This is a genomic window from Thermosipho sp. 1244, from assembly GCF_018588215.1.
Lineage (GTDB): Bacteria > Thermotogota > Thermotogae > Thermotogales > Fervidobacteriaceae > Thermosipho > Thermosipho affectus.
Genome location: NZ_LNGA01000023.1, coordinates 282,567 through 301,822 on the forward strand (window position 1 = coordinate 282,567; position 19,256 = coordinate 301,822).

A 19,256-nucleotide genomic window follows, 5' to 3' on the forward strand; every position below is an offset into this window, starting at 1 on the left:
TCATCCTCCCAGAATATCTTTTAGAATTTTAAAATCAAGTTTGACGTTGAAAATAAAATCTTTTTCTAATTCTTTTTTTAATAGAAAACCTGAAGCATCTTTTGTTAACGGAATTGGTGTACAAAAATATAAAAAATTATTTTCTACAGCTATTGTATAGAAAGGAAACATCTGTGCGATTTTCCATGCAAGCATATAGCTATTGGAAAAGAGAATATTCCTCTTGTTTTCCAAATTTCTCAATCTTTTTACGTTTAATTCCTTTATTTGATATATATTCTTTGACAATTTAACGTAGTTGTTGTATATAATGGAGTAATTTTTAAACTTCATCATCTTTTTTATTTTCTTAAAAATGTTTTCAGAAATATCTTTTGAAATAATAAAAAAGACTTCATCTGAATATTTCAAAGATTTTGGTATTTTTTTAAAACTCTCTAAGTTCTTTATATAGCATATGGAAAAATTTATATTCTTCTTCTTTTTATTAAAGAAAATCATGTTTCACCACTTATTATAGCTGTTATTAGTTTAAAAGGAATTAATTCAAAAATTTTATTTTCTATTTTTGAATCGAAAAATTTTGTTTTATCAGCTATAACAAAAAATGGTTTATCATAATATTTTGATAATATAGCCAATGTTTTTGAACCTATTTTATTTATTACTCCGTTTTCACATACCGAGTCAGCACCTGTTACTATATAGTCTGCATCTTTAATGTATTTTTCTACTTCAAAATCATTGATTAATTTTACATTGCAGGTTGATTTTAGTTTATCATATAGTATTTTACCCTCGCCACCGGGATTAGATACGGGAACTACTATTTCCAAATTTTTTGGATGGGTTTTAAAGTAAACTTCCAATGTTTTACTGTTGCTTATCGTAACTACCCTAGCATCAAAGTTTAAAAATTTTTGGGCATAAGATATGGTACTATTAAAGGAACTTTTTAAAATCTTTTTAATTTCTTTTATTGTGTAACCATTTTGTACCATCTTTTTAATCCATTTTATAACTCCCATTTCTTTTTTCAAATGTGAAATTTTGTCTAAAATATATTTATCTTCTTCCATCTTTTCTAAAATCCAGAATCCAATTTCAACTGATCCGGCATTTTTTAGTAGTTCATCCATTAAATTGCCCCTTTCTAAAAGCGTAAAAAGAAGCTCTTGCAAGGTCTATATCATCAAATAACAATACGTTATCTCTAATTTTTTCCACGTTTAATTGTTTGTTTCCATATGAAAAAAACCAGCTTTCATATTTTTTGGGAAAATGTACTTTTCTAATATTTAACCTTGTAATTATTTTGTAAATTGCCTTTGCTTTTACCATATCTCCAAATGACGGATGATATGGTCCTGCTACAATTTGGTTTTTTGAATGTTCAGGAACAAAATATCCCATCCTAATTACATTTGCATTGTTTGAATAAATTAAAAGTAACATTTCAGAAGATATATCCAGTGCCTCTTTTAAAGTTAATGGAGTATACAAATTTTTTTCGTACATTTTCTCTAATTCAGTATTTTTAAAAATTAGAGTGGGATGTATTCTAAAAATGTTTACTCCCAGTTTAAGTAGTTTCATCAAAGACAATATAGATTTTTCTTTTGAATCTTTCGGGAGCCCGATCATTAAATGTGCAGAAACCTTAAAATTTCGCTCCATTAAAAGGTGTATAGACCTTTCGTTGTCTTCCACAGTATGTCCCCTGTTTGAAGCATCTAAAACATCATTGAACATGCTTTGAATTCCAATTTCTATGGTTTTAACATTGTAGCGTTCTAAAATTCCAAGATTTTCCTCTGTTATTTCATCAGGTCGTGTAGATATTCTAATTGGAACATTTAAATATTTAACAAGTTCCAAAAACTCTAATTGTTTTTCTAAAGAAAGGCCAGTGAAAGTTCCACCGTAAAATGCTACTTCGTCAATTGAAAAGTTTGAATACTTTTGAATTGTATTAAGTATTTCTTTTTTTGATGGCATTTTTTCTCCGGTCATAGAATATTGGTTGCAAAAAACACAACGTTTTTTGCAACCAGCATTTGGTAAAAAAATAGGAAGAATCATTTTAGTAATTCCTTAACCACCTTGCTAACTAGTGCACCATCTGCTTTTCCTTTTAGCTTTGCCATTGTTTCTTTCATAATTTTTCCAAAGTTTTTTTCTTCAATGCTATGTATTATTTCTTGAACTATATTTTTTATTTCCTCTTCACTTAGCATTTTTGGCGCGTAAATTTTTAGAATTTCAAGTTCTTTTTCTTCTTCTTTTGCAAGATCTTCCCTTCCCGCATTTTTGTATGCTTCAATTGATTCTTGCCTTTTTTTAATTTCCTTGAGAACTATCTTTCCAATTTCCTCATCGGTTGCCTCTTTTCTTTTTTCTACTTCAAAATTTTTAATTGCAGAATTCAAGAGTCTTATTACTCTTAATTTTATTTGATCTTTTTCTTTCATTGCAGTTTTTAAATCGCTCAATAATTTTTCTTTAAGCATTTTCTCCCTCCTTAAATGTTGAAAATAAGTTTACTGCTGCGTGTGTGTTTGCATATTTATTATAGCCACCTTCTTGAATGAAAATAATGGGAATATCTAGTTTTTTTAAGAGTTTTCCCATTTTTTTATAATCTTCATCTACTAAATTAAAGTACCCCATGTGATCTTTTGAGTGTGTATCAAAACCAAGTGAAACTATGAGTTTTAGCGGAGATATTTTTTCTATAATTTCAAGTGCTATTTCAAGCACAACTTTATATTCTTCCCAGGTTATCCCCTCATCTAGTGGAAAATTAAAGTTTGTACCTTTTCCGTTACCTTTTCCAACTTCATCCCTGTGTCCTGAAATCCATGGGAAGAATTTTTCAGGTGTTCCATGAATTGAAATGTAAGTTATCTGTGGATCTTCGTAAAAAATCTCTTGTGTTCCATTTCCATGGTGGAAATCCAGATCTAGAATGCAAATTCTTTCTTGAAAAGTACTTTGCAAGTATTTTGCAGCTATTGCGGCGTTGTTAAAAAAACAATAGCCCCCTGCAAAATTACTTGTTGCATGGTGACCTGGTGGTCTTGTTAAAATGTAAACGTATTTTGAATCAAGGTTTACTCCAGTCATAACTGTATAGTATGCGTTAATTGCTGCATTATAGGTTTTTTTGGTTACAGGTGTGCCCGAATCTAGTATACGGTCCTTTAAAAAAACTTCTGGCAAATATTCGTTTTTTGCATTTTTTGATAAATTTTCCACATGTTTTACATACCATTTTGGATGTATGTTGTATAAATAATTCAAAGGGTATTCTTTTGTAGTTATACATTCAAAATTGTCTTTAACAAAAATTTCCACCCCTTCCAATCGAGAAGGGGTTTCTGGATTTTTTACTAATTTTCCATTGTCAATTTCAAGAGTTGGTATATAGTCTTTGTTTAACTGCGCAACGGCCTTCATTTTATTCCTCCAAGTGAGAAATCTTGTTTAGCCTTCTTTCGTGCCTCCCGCCTTCAAAGTCTGAATTTAAAAACGCATCAACTATCCAAGAAGCCAATTCAAAACCTATAAGTCTACCGGGAAGTACAAGGATATTTGCGTTGTTATGTTGTCTTGCTAATTTTCCCATTTCGGGAATGGTACACAATGCGGCCCTAATACCTTTTATTTTATTTGCTGCAATTGACATTCCTATTCCTGTTCCGCAAATTAATATACCAAAATCAGCTTCCTTTTTTACAACGCATTTTCCAACTTCTTTTGCAAAATCTGGATAATCAACACTTTGGGTACTATTTGTTCCTACATCTATTACTTCAATATCTTTTTCCTTTAAAAAGTCTTTGATTTTTTCTTTGAGTTCAAATCCTGCATGATCACTTCCTATCGCTATTTTCAAGATACTCCCTCCTTAGCTTTTTAGAAATTTTAATGCTTCACTTACTGAATTTTTAATATTTAATGCTTTGTCGAGGTTAGTCATTCTAAAGAGATTTTTAACGTTATCACTTAGTTTTACTAATACTAATTCTCCACCTTGCAATTTAAAAGATTTGTGTAAACTTACTAAAATCCCTAATCCAGAACTATCAATATAGTTCATTTGTGAAAGGTCCAAAATACAATTCTTATTTCCTTTGTTTAAAATATTTTCCATTGCAAATTTTTTCAAGTTATGTGCATTTGAAATATCTATTTCACCAGTGATTTTTAGAATGGAAATACCATCTTTTGTTTCAATTTCAAACATCTATTTCACCTCCTATTCGTAAAATCTTATTATCCCCACCAATTTTCCAATTACTTTTACATCTTTTGTGTTGCAAGTAATGGGTTTCATATTTTTGTTTTCTGGGACAAGTTCCACTTTTTCTTTTTTGTGGTAAAACCTTTTTAAAGTAACTTTGTTGTTAAAAACTACAGCAGCAATTTGCCCATTTGGAATTCTGTATTGTTTTTTTAAAATCACATAATCACCATCCATTATGTGGGCATCGATCATGCTGTCTCCTTCAACTTTTAATGCAAAATAATTGCCAAATCCGGAAATCATCCTAATTGGTATTTCTATTTCTTCATCGATTATTTCAAACATTTCTATGCCTAAACCTGCAGAGATTTTTCCTTTTACTGGAATAGAAACACTTTCAGGTCTTTTTATCAAAGAGATTGAACGGGAATTTTTAGGATTTCTTGTTATATACCCTTTCTTTTCAAGTGCAATTACGTGAATATGTGCACCCCTTGGAGTTAGTTTAAAGTGTTTGGCAATATCTCTAATAGAGGGAGAATATCCATTTTGTTGTATATATGAAGTTATAAAATCTAAAACTTTTTTTTGCTTTTCAGTAAGTTCTTTCATATATCAAACACCACCTTTATTTTTAACATATTTTCAATTTTTTCAATTTTTAGCTTGTGATATGTTAAAGCTTTAAATCCATTGCCAGTTATACCATCAAATGGACAAAATTTTACAGTGTAATCTGCGTATATTTCAACTGGAAAATATCCCAACTCAATAGAGGCAATCCAGTCGTTAACTATATCAAATATCGCGTCTTCATTTTCTTTTAGTTTATATTTGTAGTGTCTATAACTTTTACAATTAATTTTTGGGATATAATTTTCTTTGAAAATTTCTATTATGTCTTTTAGTATTTCCAAAAAAGATTGCGCACATATTTCGTATGACACATCTGCTGTGTGGTCTATTTCTTTATACATTTTCCTCTTCTCCCTTAATTATTGCAACGTCTGCTATTTCATCTCCGTTTGAAAGGTTTAGTAATTTCACACCTTTTGTTACCCTACTAAGAGGTCTTAGACTACTAATGTTAATTTTAATTGACATGCCATGTTTTGTGAAAATCATTATATCTTCACGTCCCATAACATAACTTACACTTACAATTTCTCCTGTTTTGGAAACATCCGATATATTCTTGATTCCCAGACCTGCCCTTTTTTGGGTCCTGTATTGTGATATTTCAGTGAGTTTACCGTATCCATATCTTGTAACTGTTAAGATATAGTTTTTTTCGTCAGATAGAAGAGTGGAACTAACTACTTCGTCATTCTTAGAAAGTTTTATGCCAGTTACTCCCATAGCAGAGCGTCCCATTGTTCTTACTTCTGAAATGGAAAATCTTATACTCATTCCATTTTTGGTTGCAATTAGTATTGTTTGTTCTTCACTTTCAATTTTTTGTACGGATACCAGGCTGTCATCACCGTCGAAATTAATAGCTCTAAGTCCTCTTGCGTTTATATTTTCAAATTCTTTTAATGCTGTTCTTTTTACTTTTCCATATTTTGTTGCGAAGAACAATTCTCCAGAAAAGTCGTCTACTGATAACATTGTTAAGATTTTTTCATCTTTGTCAAGGTTTAAATATTTAGAAATTAATTTTCCTCTACTTGTTCTTGAATTTTCCTCAATTTGGTAATTATTTAAAAGGTAAACTTTTCCTTTTGAGGTGAAAAACAGTGTTTTACCGTGAAGATGAGTGTATATAACTTCCATTATTACATCATCATTCATCAGAGAGGAACCAGTTACTCCTTTCCCTCCTCTTTTTTGAGTTCTAAATGTGGAGAGGTTCATCATTTTCAAGTAACCCTTTTTTGTTAATGAAATCACTACTTCTTTATCTGGAATTAATTCCAACTCGTCGAATTTGATTTCTCTTTCTTCATGATCCAAAATTTTGCTTTTTCTTTTATCACCGTATTGTGTTTTTATATAGTATAGCTCTTCTATTATTTTTTCATACACTTTCTCATCATTTTCGATTAATTCTTTTTCTATCTTCATCTTTTCCACAAGTTCGTTGTAATCCTTTATTAGTTTGGAAATTTCAAGTTTTGTAAGTCTACCTAATCTAAGATCTACAATAGCTTTTGCTTGAGTTTCTGTAAAATCAAACATTTCAATTAGTTCCCTTATAGCACTTTCTTGATCTTCACTATTTCTTATTACAGAGATTATTGTATCAATAGAACGTGAAGCTTTGATTAATCCTTCTAATATATGTGCTTTTTTAGAGTATTGTTTATAGAAAAACTGTGCTCTTCTTCTTACCACTTCAAAACGATGTTCTACGAATGCCCACATTAATTCTTTGAGGTTCATTAGTGCGGGTTTTTTTTCTTTGTCAATTACCAATAGTTGTGCATGAAATGTGCTTTGTAATTGTGTGTGTTTGTAAAGATTATTTATAATTATATCTTCGTTTACATTCTTTGGTATTTCAATTACAATTCTTAACCCTTCTTTATCCGATTCATCTCTAATATCTTTGATTTGCAAATTTGAATTTTCCGCATATTCAACTATCTTCTTTATTAGGTCTGATTTATTTACGTTGAATGGAATTTCAGTAACAACTATTTTTTTCTTTTTCTTTTCCTCTTCAACTTGTACTATACCTCTGATTGTGAAACTTCCCCTTCCTGTTGTATACATCTCACGGATTCCTGATTTTCCGATTATCTCTCCACCTGTTGGAAAATCTGGCCCAGGAATAAAATTAATTAACTCTTCTATAGAAATTTCCGGGTTTTTAATAAGTGCTACAAATCCATCCACAAGCTCTGATAGATTATGAGGAGGTATGTTTGTAGTCATTCCAACTGCAATACCAGTCGAACCATTGGCAAGTAGATTTGGAAATTTTGATGGTAAAACAACCGGTTCTTTCAAGCTACCATCAAAGTTGTCCATCATATCTACTGTGTCTTTATCTATGTCTTCTAGTAATTCTTCTGAAATTTTTGCAAGTCTTGCTTCCGTATACCTCATAGCTGCTGGTGGATCTTTGTCAATTGACCCAAAGTTTCCCTGTCCTTCCACAAGAATATATCTCATTGACCACTCTTGTGCTAATCTGACTAGCGTATCATATATCGCGGTATCACCGTGTGGGTGGTATTTACCTATTACTTCACCAACGATACGCGCAGATTTTTTGAATGGTTTATTGTGGCTTAATCCAAGCTCGTACATGCTGTACAAGATTCTTCTCTGTACAGGCTTTAATCCATCCCTAACATCTGGAATGGCTCTACCAATGATAACACTCATTGAGTAACTAAGATAAGACTCTTTTAATTCTTCTTCGATGGATCTATTTATTTCCATTAAATTCCCTCCAGTTATGAAATTTTTGCACCAGGTTCAATATCTCTATCTACGGTTAATACTGTTAAATTGTCATTGATTTTTGCCGCAAGTAACATACCTTGTGATTCTATTCCCATTAATTTTGCGGGTTTTAAATTAAATACCACAATTATCTTTTTACCTATTAGTTCTTCTGGAGAATAATACTTTGATATACCTGCAACTATTTGTCTTTTTCCATGTTTTCCAAAATCCACAATTAATTTTAACAGTTTTTCCGATTTTTCGACCTTTTCTGCTTTGACAACCTGTGCAACTCTAAGTTCTATCTTTTTGAAATCATCTATCGTAATTAGATTATCTAATTTGACTTCTGTTTTTTCATCTTTTTTGATTGCAATTTTTTCAAATTTTTTCAGGTCAATTTTTTGAAATAGTGGTTTATCATGTATTACTTTATTTCCAGCAACAAGGGTATTCCACTTGTCAATAAATTTTTGAGGTTCAAAATCTTGCCCCAGTCTTTTAAAAACTTCTTTTGATGAATCAGGCATAAATGGAAGTAACAAAGTTGCAATTTTTAAATATGCTTCAAGTGTATAGTACAAAATAGTTGCGAGCCTTTCTTTGTTTCCTTCTTTTGCAAGAATCCATGGTTTGTTTTCGTCAAAGTATTTGTTTACAAATCTGATATAATCCCAAATTGCTTCAAGTGCATTTGTCAATTTATATTGCTCCATGAAACTTAAGTATTTTTCTTTTGTTTTAAAGTATTCATTTGCTAGTGAATTATCTGAGTCATTTGATGTTTGGGGGACTGGAATTTTTGAATCGAAATTTTTGCTTACCATCGCAAGTGTTCTATGGAGCAAGTTTCCGTAATCATTTGCAAGGTCTGAATTTAATCTTTGTACAAGGTTTTCTTCAGAAAAGTCCCCATCTTTTCCAAAGACAATATCCCTTGAAAGGTAATATCTTATGACATCATTTCCATATTTTTTTACAAATTCCCTTGGATCAATAGCATTCCCAAGTGATTTGCTGATCTTTTGTCCATTTACCGTAAGCCATCCGTGTGCAAAGATCTTTTTAGGTAATGGAAGGCCTACAGACATTAACATTGCAGGCCAAATTAAACTATGGAATCTATTTATTTCTTTTCCTATTAAGTGTAAATCTGCCGGCCACCATTTTTTAAACGTTTCTTCATCATTTCCGTAACCAATTGCAGAAATATAATTTATTAGTGCGTCAACCCATACGTATATAACATGTTTTGGATCATTTGGCATTCTTATACCCCAATCAAAAGTAGTCCTTGTTATTGATAAATCTTTTAAACCGCTTTCTAATATTTTCAACATTTCATTTTTTCTAAATTCTGGTTCAACAAAATCTGGATTTTCTTTAAAATGCTTTAACAGAGGTTCGGTGTATTTGGAAAGCCTGAAAAAGTAATTTTCTTCCTCAACAAAATTTAGTTCTCTATTACATGTAGGACATATGTGTTTCCCATTTTCTATTTTTATTTCGTCTTCATTCCAATATGTTTCACAAGGGATGCAATACCAACCTTTGTATGTTCCTTTATATATATCACCATTTTCCAACATTTTTGAAACAAAAAATTGTACAGTTTCCATGTGTTTTTTATCCGTTGTTCTGATGAAATAATCGTTGGTTATATTTAAATCTTTCCATAATTGTCTAAATTTTTCAGAAAGTTTATCACAAAGTTGTTGAGGTTCTGTTCCTTTTTTCTTTGCGGCTTGTAATATTTTTTGTCCATGTTCATCGGTGCCAGTAAGGTAAAATACTTCATATCCCATTAGCCTCTTATATCTTGCAATTATGTCTCCTATGATAGTTGTGTATGCACTTCCAATGTGTGGTTCTGAATTAACATAATATATAGGGGTTGTTAGATAAAATTTTTTCACTTTTACACCTCCACAAACGGTTTATTTTCTTTGTAAAATTATACCATATAAATGAAATTTACAAGATTATGAAACAAATGTATATCATTAATTTTTGGTTAATTAGATAGGCGGATATGTAAAAACAATATTACAATAAAAATTTAATGTTAAATCTTGATTTTTAATATTAAAATATGGTAAAATAATGTTACCATATTCCGAGGGAGGGGATTATATGAAGAAATTGCTGGTTATTTTGGGGTTGTTGCTTGTTGCTTTTTCTTTCGCAAGTAGTGTTATAGTTGTGGGTACAACTGACAAGATAAGGACACTTGATCCGGCGAATTGTTATGATTATTTTTCCAGTAACATTTTGCAAAATGTTTTAGCAGGACCTGTTGATTATGAAGTTGGAACTGCAAATATTAAACCGTGGTTGTTTGAAAAATGGGATGTTTCATCTGATGGTTTAGTTTATACGTTTTATATAAGAAAAGATGCCTACTTTGAAGATGGTACACAGATTGATGCAAATATTTTCAAATTTTCTTTTGATCGCGTTATGAGGTTAAATGGTGATCCCGCATTTCTTTTATCAGATATTGTAGAAAAGACGGAAGTGGTGGATAAATTTACATTTAGAGTACATCTTAAAAGTAAATTTTCAGCATTTGTTTCGGTATTAGGGTATACAGTGGCATTTCCAGTAAATCCGAAAGTGACACCAGAGGATAGATTTTCAGATATTGCTCCTTCTGCATCTGGCCCATATAGAATTAGTGAATGGATAAGGGATGTAAGAATAGTTTTAGAGGAAAATCCAAAATATTTTGGTCCGAAGCCAAAGACTAAGAAGATAATTATCCAATTTTATGAAAATTCACAACAATTGAGACTTGCACTTGAAACGGGAGAAATTGATATTGCGTATAGACATCTTGATCCAAGGGATATTTTAGATTTACAAAATGTTTCCGGAATAAAGGTATATTTAGGCGCAAGTCCGCAAATTAGATATTTAGTGTTAAATGTTAAACAAAAACCGTTTGATAATCCTTTGGTAAGGCAAGCAGTAGCACTTTCTGTGGATAGGAGTGCCATTGTTAAGGATATTTTTGTAGATCTAGCAAAGCCATTGTATTCAATGATTCCAGCAGGTATATGGAGTCACGAAGATGTATTTCCAAAACGCGATTTACAAGCAGCAAAGGAAATTTTGAAGATTGCAGGTTATAGTGAAAAGAATCCACTTGTTATAGATTTGTGGTATACACCTTCTCACTATGGAACTACAGAAGCAGACGTTGCACAAGTTTTAAAAAGTTCTTTGGAAGAAACAGGGATGATTAGAGTCAATATAAAGTATGCTGAATGGTCTACATATGTCGAATATTTCTTGAATGGAACAATGGGATTATTCTTATTAGGTTGGTATCCTGATTACCTTGATCCTGATGACTATTTATGGCCATTTTTAAGTGTTAGTGGTGCAAAATCTCTTGGTAGTTTCTATGAAAATCAAATAGTCGAAGATTTGATGGTTGCTGGTAGAGCAGCTACTAACCAAGAATCTCGTGAAATGATTTATAAACTTGTTCAGAATTATCATGCGGCAGAGATGCCATATATTCCTCTTTGGCAAGGTTCTGCAGATTGTGAAGCACATGATTACATTAAAGGAATTATATTAGAGCCTACCCAAATCTTTAGGTATTATCTCCTCGAAAGAAAGTAAATATCACCGCCCATCTCGGGCGGTTTTTTAAAAGGAGGGAGAATATAGTGTCCTTGAAAAGCTATATAATTACGCGTGTTATACTTGCGATTCCTATGATATTTATTTTATTGGTAATGATTTTTTTTATTTTGAGAATTATTCCAGGTGACCCTGTTTTGGCTATTTTAGGAGGAAAAGCTCCTTTGGAAGTTATAGAAGCTAAAAGACACGAATTAGGGTTGGATAAGCCTGTAATTGTCCAGTTTTTTGATTATATCGGAAATGTTTTTAGAGGAGATTTAGGGGTATCGACGCTTACAAATAGACCTGTTTGGGATGAAATTAAAGATAGATTTCCTGCAACGTTAGAATTAACAATATTTTCCTTTATAATCGCATTATTGATAGGGTTGTTTTATGGTGCGGAAGCTGCGTGGCGTAAAGATAAATCTTTAGATATTTCTGCAAGGGTATATTCTATACTACTTTATGCTATTCCCGTATTTTGGCTTGGCTTAATGTTACAACTTTTATTTGGAGTTTATTTAAGATGGTTTCCAGTCGGTGGAAGATTATCTCCTAGGGTGTCTTTGGATATAAAGACTGGATTATTAGTTTTGGATAGTATTTTAAACTGGAATTGGGAGGCATTTTCAGATGTTTTAAAACATTTATTGCTTCCTGGATTAACTTTGGGACTTGTAATTTCAAGTATTTTTTTGCGTATGGTAAGAAATAATACCGTATTGATGCTGTCAAAAGATTTTGTTAAAGCTGCAAAGGCAAGGGGATTAAAGTCGAGAGTTATTTTGTATGGTCATGCGGTAAAAAATGCATTTGTTCCTATATTTACGATTATGGGAATGCAATTTGCATTGTTACTTGCCGGGGCAGTTTTAACTGAGACTACTTTTTCTTGGCCGGGGATTGGAAGTTATCTGGTGTTGAAAATAAAATATAGGGATTTTCCGGCGATTCAAGGTACAATTGTATTTTTTGCAATGTTTGTTGTGGTTATAAGTATTGTAATTGATATAGTTAATGCACTGGTAGATCCAAGGGTTAGATACTAAGGGGTGATATTGTGAGAAAAAAGTTTGTTAGCGAGCGAATTGGCGAAATAATAAATGATTTATTTAAAACTGGAACGGGTTTGCTAACCTTTATAGGTGCAATGATATTACTTTTTTACATTACACTAGCAATTTTTGCCCCGCAAATTGCTCCGTATAATCCAATTGAAAGAGTTGGACGATCTTTGACCTCCCCAAATGATCAATTTGTTTTTGGTACGGATAATCTTGGCAGAGATATACTTAGTAGGGTAATTTATGGTGCAAGAATAGCTTTAACCATAGCATTTATTGCAGTTTTAATAGCTGCTGGTGTTGGAATACCATTGGGATTAGTTTCCGGTTATTTAGGTGGTGCATTTGATAGGATTTTGACTTTGATAATGGATGCAATTTATTCTTTTCCAGGTCTGATACTTGCTATTGCAATAGCGGCGGTTTTAGGTCCGGGTGTTGTAAATATTTCCGTTTCTATAGCCGTTGTTTATACTCCAACGTATTTTAGGGTTATAAGGAATCAGGTTAGTTCTATTAAAAGTGAATTGTATGTTGAAGCGGCACGTGCTTTGGGCGCAAGAAATTATGAGATCCTTTTAAAATACATTTTTCCAAATGTTTTGCCATCAATAGTGGTTGTACTATCAATGAATCTTGCAGATGCCATTATGACCGAAGCAGGTTTGTCATTTTTGGGGTTAGGTATAGCACCTCCTACTCCAGATTGGGGGTTTGATCTGAGTAATGGTCAAAGGTTTGTTTTAAGTAAGGCCTGGTGGGGACTACTTTATCCAGGGCTTGCTATTGTGACAGTAGTATTGGGATTTTCCATGTTTAGTGAAGGGTTAAACGAGTTGTTGAATCCCACTATTAGAGAAAGAAGGTGAGTTTGTGTCAGTATTTGAAGCAAGAGGATTAAAAATATATTATAAAACAAAGCGTGGATATATAAAAGCGGTTGATAATATAAATTTTTCAATAGAGAAGGGTCAAGTTGTGGGTCTTGTTGGTGAATCTGGGTGTGGTAAATCAACATTTGGGCAAGGAATATTAAAAATATTACCTCCTACGACTTTTTACAATGGGGTTATGGAAATCGAAGGGAAAAATTTAGTTACAATGGGTGAGGAAGATATTAGAAAAATCAGAGGGAAAAAGATAGGAATGATTTTTCAAGATCCGATGACTTCGTTGAATCCAATAATGAAGATTGAGAAGATATTTTATGAAACATTGAAGACTCATGAGCCTGATATTACTTTAGATGAAGCAAGGGAAAGAACAGCAAGGGTTTTAGAAAAGGTGGGAATTAAACCGGAACGCATGAAAGAATATTCATTCCAATTTAGTGGTGGAATGAGGCAAAGAGCTATGATTGCACTTTCGTTGGTGTTAAATCCTACATTGGTAATAGCAGATGAACCTACTACTTCATTGGATGTAATTGTCCAAGCTCAAATAATGGAATTGTTAAATGAATTAAGAAGAGAATATGATATGTCCATGATTTTAATTACTCATGATTTGGGAGTTGTTGCGGAAGCTGCGGATAAAATTTGTGTAATGTATGCTGGACACATTATTGAAGAGGCAAAGAGTGAAGAATTGTATTATGCTCCAAAACATCCATATACACAACTTCTTCTTAAGAGTATTCCAAATACAAATGTAAATGATTTGGATTTAAAATATATTCCTGGTTCTCCTCCAGATCTTTTAAATCCTCCAAAAGGATGTAGATTTGCCCCTAGATGTCCGTTTAAGAAGGAGATTTGTGAATTAAAGGAACCTAAAGTTGTCGAAATCGATGGTAGTAAGGTAAAGTGTTGGTTATACAGTGAGGTGAAAGTATGATATATGTTAGAAATTTGGTAAAACACTTTCCCATAAAAAGGACAATAGGTGAAGTTTTAACAAGGGTACCACAGCGTTTTGTGAAAGCCGTTGACGGAATAAGTTTTGATATAAAAAGAGGAGAAACTTTTGGTCTTGTTGGAGAATCAGGTAGCGGAAAAACAACCACAGGAAGACTTCTTTTAAGGTTAATTGAGCCCACTGCTGGGGAAATTCTTTTTGAGGGTACAGATGTTACCAAATTAAGCAAAGAGGAGTTAAGAAAATTTAGAAAAAACTTTCAAATTATTTTTCAAGATCCAATGGCGGCTTTAAATCCGTATATGAAGGTTGGAGAAGCGATAAAGCATGGCCTTGAGATACACAATATTGGAAATAGTAGAATGGAAAGAAAAAAGATGGTAAAGCAAATGCTTGAGAGGGTTAACCTTTCTCCAGCTGATGATTTTTATTATAGATATCCACATGAACTTTCAGGTGGACAAAGACAGAGAATAGTGATTGCACGTGCGTTAATTTTAAGACCAAAATTTGTAGTTGCCGATGAGGCTATAGCAATGTTAGATGTGTCAGTAAGATCACAATTACTACAACTATTGATCGACTTAAAGAAGGAGTTTAATTTAACATTTTTGTTTATTACACATGACCTTGCAACAACAAAGTATATTTGTAATAAAATTGGTGTGATGTATCTTGGAAAATTAGTTGAAGTAGGTGATTTTAAGGATATTTACCTTGAGCCTTTACATCCTTATACAAAAGCTTTGATTTCAGCTGTTCCAGAACCTGATCCAAAGAAAAAAAAGAAAAAAATTATACCACAAGGAGAAGTTCCTAATCCAATTAATCCACCAAAGGGATGTAGATTTCATCCAAGGTGCCCATTTGCAATGGATATATGTCGCAAAAAAGAACCTAAATTAATTGAATATAAAGGGCGGAAGGTTGCATGTCATTTGTATAAATAACCCCCGTTTATCGGGGGCTATATGTTCCAAATTTCTTCAAATGTATGTGGAGTTTCACAGTATTTGCATACAAGCTCTCCTTTTTCGTTTTTTATAAAAAACGCTTCTGCGTTTTCACCGTGTGTGGGATTTGTTATGCAATTTTCGTTTTTGCATTTTAACTTTGCAAATCCATAAATATAAGGTGGAAGAGAAATTCTATATTTTTCCACAACCTTTGAGTTTTTAATAATATTAACCGTTGTATTTGGAGATATGGCAGAAAGTTTTTTTATTTCTTTCTTTGATAAATACCTGTCCGGAAGGCTTATGTATCCTTTGAAATTTCCGTCTTGTGATTTGAATATTCCATCTGTACTATCAAGGTCGTATAATTTTAAAATTTTTCTTATTTTTATTATAGTTTCGTAGATTTGGGCTTTGGATTTTCCCTTTGCAATGTGATCTATTACCGTTCCATTTTCAATTGGTTTGATTCCCCTTTTTCCTTCTTTTAAAATTCCCTTAGTGCCATTTGTAATATTGGCTGGGATTATAAATTGTTCATCTATAATGTTATTTATTTTTTTGGATAAATCCGTTTCAAGTGCTCCACCAAGCATAGAAAGTAAAACGGTTCTAGTCCAATATCCATTTATTGCTTGTTCTTCCCAACCGTTGAGTGGTAATGTATCCAGAAATGTGGGAATTGTCGGATACATTTTGTGCCTTGGAAGAGGGTGATAAAATTTTACATTTTTAGGTAACTTTTCCAAAAATTCCTTCCTAAATGTAACACTATTTCTTAAAACGTGTTCTTTTTCGAGGATATCTTCCCCCATTCTTTCAAGTTGTAACCTTGTGAAATACCAAATTGGGGCAATGTTTTCATTTTTTAAATAATTTTCAATTGAATCAAATAATCTAATTTCAAAACCATTTTTTTTCATTTTTTCTACATAGTGAATAGGCATAGAAAGTTCTTCTGGGGCAATTAAATCAACTAAGACATTTTTAAAAATTTTTAAACCATTTGCCTTAGAATGTACAGTTCTACCATGCAAAAGATCTCCGACAAGTGCAATATGAATATAGGAATTATCAAAATTCAATTGTTCTAAAAATGTGAATTCATCAAGTAACTCTTGAGTTGGATGTTCATGTTTCCCATCACCTGCATTTATGAATGAGGGTTTTTCTAAACCATGTCTTTTTGTAAATTCATATACTTTCTCATCAAGGTATTTGCAAGTTCCTTCAAGTTTTGTGCGGACTATGAAAATTGAATAATTGCTGTATCCTGTTAACATATTGAATGTATCTACATAACTTTCTTTTTTGTTAAACGAAGAATGTTCTGAATCAAAAATGTTTACTTTGGCATTTTTGTGAAATTTTGCTGCATTAATGAATGATTCTTTTGTCCTAGTACTAGGTTCGACGAAGATGATATAAATTCCCACGTCTTTTTTGATTTGAAATTTACTGGTATCTTTCTTTTCTTTCCAAAGTTGTTTTAGAAGTTTTGTCTTTTCGTACAAAAAAAGTTGTTCTTCAACTGAAAAATCGTTGATAACGGTAAGACTTCTCCCAAGAAAGTTCACTTTCCCCCCACCTCCTAAATATTATTAAATTAAAAAAAAGAGCCCAAATGGGCCCATTATGCAATATCTAAATTTTCTTCTTCTTTTAATACATCTAGAAAAGCTGAGACAACTTTTGGATCAAATTGTTTGTTTGAATTGTTTATTATTTCCTGCAGAGCAAATTCATATGTTAAGGCATCTCTATATGCTCTTTTACTAGTCATGGCATCCCAACTATCTGCGACACTGATTATCCTTGAAATAATTGGAATCATCTCGCCTTTTAACCTCCCTGGATAACCTGTTCCATCCCACTTTTCGTGATGATGATATACATAGGTTGCTATATTTTTAAGTGTTTCAGACGTTGATAAGAATTCAAAACCATATATAGGATGTTTTTTTATTATTTCGTATTCTTCCATAGTAAGAGAGCCTTCTTTATTTAAAATACTATTTGGAATTGCTATTTTCCCTATATCGTGAACAAGACCTGTCCAATATGCATCTGAAATTTCCTGTGAAGATAAATTAAGTTTTTTTGCAATTTTTTGGGATAACTCTGCAACTCTAAGTGAATGACCTTGGGTATATCTGTCATAATATTCTAATATTTTTATCATAGAAAGCATAAGATCAATTTGGAATTTTCCATGTTTTTTTATTAGATTTTTAATTAGTTCAGATGAAGAGATTAAAGAAGAAATTATTTCAAGTTTTTCGGTTTTTGATTTAGAAATCTTAGACTTTGAATGAAGTATTAATCTTACTCCTAATGTATTGTCTATTGTAAAGTCTTTTACAAAGTAATCTTTGTAAAAAAATAATTTATCGTTGTATTCGATTTTTTGGCCAAAAGAAGATATTTCATTAAATTTATTTCCTTCTTTTACTAAAAAAATGCCCGAATCAATTTCGGGAAATTCTTTTGAAATAAATGATAACGCTTTTATTGGAAAATCATTGTTCTCATTTGTAAGTTGATTTGTAAAATCAAACACTACTTCTTTTAAGTTTATTTTTTTACTTTTAGCTAAATTAAATAAAAAAAATGTTGTTATTAGCGAGTATATTGATAGAATTATTAGTAAAAACTCCAAAATTTATCCCCCTTCCTACGTTAATTGTACTTTTAAAACTTCTTTTTACAACGTATTTTAGAAAAATATCTTGAAACAAATTAATCAAAGTTTTTTTACGTATAATTTAAGGCATTTGTTCGATAGTCGAATAAAAACGTTTTTTAGGCATTTGCGTTGTCTAGAATAAAAATTATAATAAAAAAACAAAAGATATTGACAATGTATAAAAATAGATGTATAATAAATTTGGACATGATAAAGGAGGATTAGTATGGAAAGTTATGCGAAGATTTTAAAACTTCACGATATAAGACCAACTATTCAGAGAATACAGATTTTAAAATTTATAATTGAAAGTAAAGTACATCCATCTGCTGATGAAATATACGAAGAGTTAAAATCAAAGATACATGCTATTTCAAGGGCTACTGTTTATAACACCGTTAATTTGTTGAGTGAAAAAGGGGTAATAAAAGAGGTAATTACACCATCTGCGATAAGATATGATTATGAAATTGTTCCACATCATCATTTTTTCTGTTTGAAGTGTAAGAAAGTTTATGATGTATTTGGTGAATTACCAGAAATTCAAAAAGTAGATAGTATAGATGGGCATTTGGTAAAAAAAATCCAGTATTGTTTAGTTGGAATTTGTAAAAAATGTTTAAATGGAGGTGAGTAGTATGAGTTTACCACTTATTGGGGAAAAGGTTCCAGAGTTTGAGGCAGTTACTACGAAAGGGGTTATAAAGTTTCCAGATGATTTTAAGGGGAAATGGGTTGTTTTATTTAGTCATCCGGCTGATTTTACACCAGTTTGTACAACGGAATTTGTTGCATTCCAGAAGAGATACGATGAATTTCAAAAAATAAACACAGAATTGGTTGGATTGAGCATTGATCAGGTATTTTCACATATAAAGTGGGTTGAGTGGATTAAAGAAAAACTTAATGTTGAAATTAAATTCCCAGTTATAGCAGATGACAGGGGAAAAATTGCAGAAATGCTTGGAATGATTCATCCTGCAAAAGGTACTAATACGGTAAGAGCTGTATTTATAATTGATCCTAAAGGAATTTTAAGAGCTATTCTTTATTATCCACAAGAACTTGGAAGGAACATGGATGAGATTTTGAGAATGGTAAAAGGATTGCAAACAGTTGATGAAAATGGAGTTGCTTTGCCAGCAAATTGGCCTAATAATGAACTTGTTAATGATGAGGTAATTATTCCGCCTGCAAGTAGCGTAAAAGAAGCAGAACAAAGGTTAAAAGAATACAAATGTTACGACTGGTGGTTCTGTCATAAAAAATTAAAATGATATTTTGGAGGGGGAAATATGAAGAGGTATGTATGTAGTGTATGTGGATATGTATATGATCCAGAAGTAGGGGATCCAGACAATGGGGTAGAGCCAGGGACACCATTTGAGAAATTGCCGGAAGATTGG

At 31.8% G+C, this 19,256-nt stretch carries 21 protein-coding genes; 8 read left to right on the forward strand and 13 right to left on the reverse strand.

Annotated elements, in window-relative coordinates:
- From AS157_RS06545 to metG, 11 genes are read right to left on the reverse strand one after another with little or no spacing between them, the layout of a single operon-like run.
- Positions 1–501, reverse strand: coding sequence for a hypothetical protein (locus AS157_RS06545; RefSeq protein WP_077289635.1), 501 nt, complete (start codon positions 499–501; stop codon positions 1–3).
- The gene (locus tag AS157_RS06550; RefSeq protein ID WP_077289637.1) at positions 498–1,139 is read right to left on the reverse strand and encodes an IF-2B domain-containing protein; all 642 of its coding nucleotides are present in this window, start codon (positions 1,137–1,139) and stop codon (positions 498–500) included. Before AS157_RS06550 ends, AS157_RS06545 begins: the two co-directional genes overlap by 4 nt.
- Complete coding sequence (locus AS157_RS06555) at positions 1,132–2,082, reverse strand: elongator complex protein 3 (RefSeq protein ID WP_077289639.1); 951 nt, start codon at positions 2,080–2,082, stop codon at positions 1,132–1,134. The genes AS157_RS06550 and AS157_RS06555 overlap by 8 nt, the downstream gene beginning before the upstream one ends.
- Complete coding sequence (locus tag AS157_RS06560) at positions 2,079–2,510, reverse strand: GatB/YqeY domain-containing protein (protein WP_077289641.1); 432 nt, start codon at positions 2,508–2,510, stop codon at positions 2,079–2,081. The genes AS157_RS06555 and AS157_RS06560 overlap by 4 nt, the downstream gene beginning before the upstream one ends.
- Positions 2,503–3,459: a histone deacetylase family protein gene (locus AS157_RS06565; protein ID WP_077289643.1), complete on the reverse strand. Its 957-nt coding sequence runs from the start codon at positions 3,457–3,459 to the stop codon at positions 2,503–2,505. Before AS157_RS06565 ends, AS157_RS06560 begins: the two co-directional genes overlap by 8 nt.
- A 1-nt stretch (position 3,460) precedes the next feature.
- On the reverse strand, positions 3,461–3,898 hold the full coding sequence (gene rpiB, locus AS157_RS06570) for a ribose 5-phosphate isomerase B (protein ID WP_077289644.1): 438 nt from the start codon (positions 3,896–3,898) through the stop codon (positions 3,461–3,463).
- Between the two features lie 12 nt (positions 3,899–3,910).
- Positions 3,911–4,249: an STAS domain-containing protein gene (locus AS157_RS06575; RefSeq protein WP_077289645.1), complete on the reverse strand. Its 339-nt coding sequence runs from the start codon at positions 4,247–4,249 to the stop codon at positions 3,911–3,913.
- 12 nt (positions 4,250–4,261) lie between these two features.
- Positions 4,262–4,861 (reverse strand): transcriptional repressor LexA, encoded by a 600-nt coding sequence (lexA, locus tag AS157_RS06580; RefSeq protein ID WP_077289647.1) that lies wholly within the window; start codon positions 4,859–4,861, stop codon positions 4,262–4,264.
- Positions 4,858–5,226: an archease gene (locus AS157_RS06585; RefSeq protein ID WP_077289649.1), complete on the reverse strand. Its 369-nt coding sequence runs from the start codon at positions 5,224–5,226 to the stop codon at positions 4,858–4,860. The genes lexA and AS157_RS06585 overlap by 4 nt, the downstream gene beginning before the upstream one ends.
- Positions 5,219–7,642: a DNA gyrase subunit A gene (gene gyrA, locus AS157_RS06590; RefSeq protein WP_077289651.1), complete on the reverse strand. Its 2,424-nt coding sequence runs from the start codon at positions 7,640–7,642 to the stop codon at positions 5,219–5,221. The genes AS157_RS06585 and gyrA overlap by 8 nt, the downstream gene beginning before the upstream one ends.
- Before the next feature lie 14 nt (positions 7,643–7,656).
- Positions 7,657–9,564 carry a methionine--tRNA ligase gene (gene metG, locus AS157_RS06595; protein WP_077289653.1) on the reverse strand — a complete coding sequence of 636 codons (1,908 nt, stop codon included), beginning with the start codon at positions 9,562–9,564 and terminating at the stop codon, positions 7,657–7,659.
- 217 nt (positions 9,565–9,781) lie between these two features.
- Here metG and AS157_RS06600 point away from each other — a divergent pair, with 217 nt between their 5' ends.
- The 5 genes from AS157_RS06600 to AS157_RS06620 are packed head-to-tail and all read left to right on the forward strand — an operon-like array spanning position 9,782 to position 15,158.
- On the forward strand, positions 9,782–11,281 hold the full coding sequence (locus tag AS157_RS06600) for an ABC transporter substrate-binding protein (protein ID WP_077289655.1): 1,500 nt from the start codon (positions 9,782–9,784) through the stop codon (positions 11,279–11,281).
- Positions 11,282–11,328: 47 nt separating this feature from the next.
- Positions 11,329–12,336, forward strand: coding sequence for an ABC transporter permease (locus AS157_RS06605; protein ID WP_077289656.1), 1,008 nt, complete (start codon positions 11,329–11,331; stop codon positions 12,334–12,336).
- An 11-nt stretch (positions 12,337–12,347) separates the two neighbouring features.
- Positions 12,348–13,220: an ABC transporter permease gene (locus tag AS157_RS06610; protein ID WP_077289658.1), complete on the forward strand. Its 873-nt coding sequence runs from the start codon at positions 12,348–12,350 to the stop codon at positions 13,218–13,220.
- Between the two features lie 4 nt (positions 13,221–13,224).
- On the forward strand, positions 13,225–14,187 hold the full coding sequence (locus AS157_RS06615; RefSeq protein WP_077289660.1) for an ABC transporter ATP-binding protein: 963 nt from the start codon (positions 13,225–13,227) through the stop codon (positions 14,185–14,187).
- Positions 14,184–15,158, forward strand: coding sequence for an ABC transporter ATP-binding protein (locus AS157_RS06620; RefSeq protein ID WP_077289662.1), 975 nt, complete (start codon positions 14,184–14,186; stop codon positions 15,156–15,158). The genes AS157_RS06615 and AS157_RS06620 overlap by 4 nt, the downstream gene beginning before the upstream one ends.
- Positions 15,159–15,175: 17 nt before the next feature.
- Here the strand turns inward: AS157_RS06620 and AS157_RS06625 are convergent, their stop codons facing one another.
- Entirely contained in the window at positions 15,176–16,741 is a 1,566-nt protein-coding gene (locus AS157_RS06625; RefSeq protein WP_077289664.1) for a bifunctional aspartate carbamoyltransferase catalytic subunit/aspartate carbamoyltransferase regulatory subunit, read from the reverse strand.
- 56 nt (positions 16,742–16,797) lie between these two features.
- Positions 16,798–17,823, reverse strand: coding sequence for an HD-GYP domain-containing protein (locus AS157_RS06630; protein ID WP_077289666.1), 1,026 nt, complete (start codon positions 17,821–17,823; stop codon positions 16,798–16,800).
- Between the two features lie 253 nt (positions 17,824–18,076).
- On the opposite strand from AS157_RS06630, the gene AS157_RS06635 reads away from it, so the two are divergent.
- The 3 genes from AS157_RS06635 to AS157_RS06645 form a co-directional block, all read left to right on the forward strand.
- Positions 18,077–18,487 carry a Fur family transcriptional regulator gene (locus AS157_RS06635; protein ID WP_075666231.1) on the forward strand — a complete coding sequence of 137 codons (411 nt, stop codon included), beginning with the start codon at positions 18,077–18,079 and terminating at the stop codon, positions 18,485–18,487.
- 1 nt (position 18,488) lies between these two features.
- Entirely contained in the window at positions 18,489–19,127 is a 639-nt protein-coding gene (locus AS157_RS06640) for a peroxiredoxin (protein ID WP_077289668.1), read from the forward strand.
- 18 nt (positions 19,128–19,145) lie between these two features.
- The coding region (locus AS157_RS06645) for a rubredoxin (RefSeq protein ID WP_214495001.1) at positions 19,146–19,256 on the forward strand (111 nt) is incomplete at its 3' end.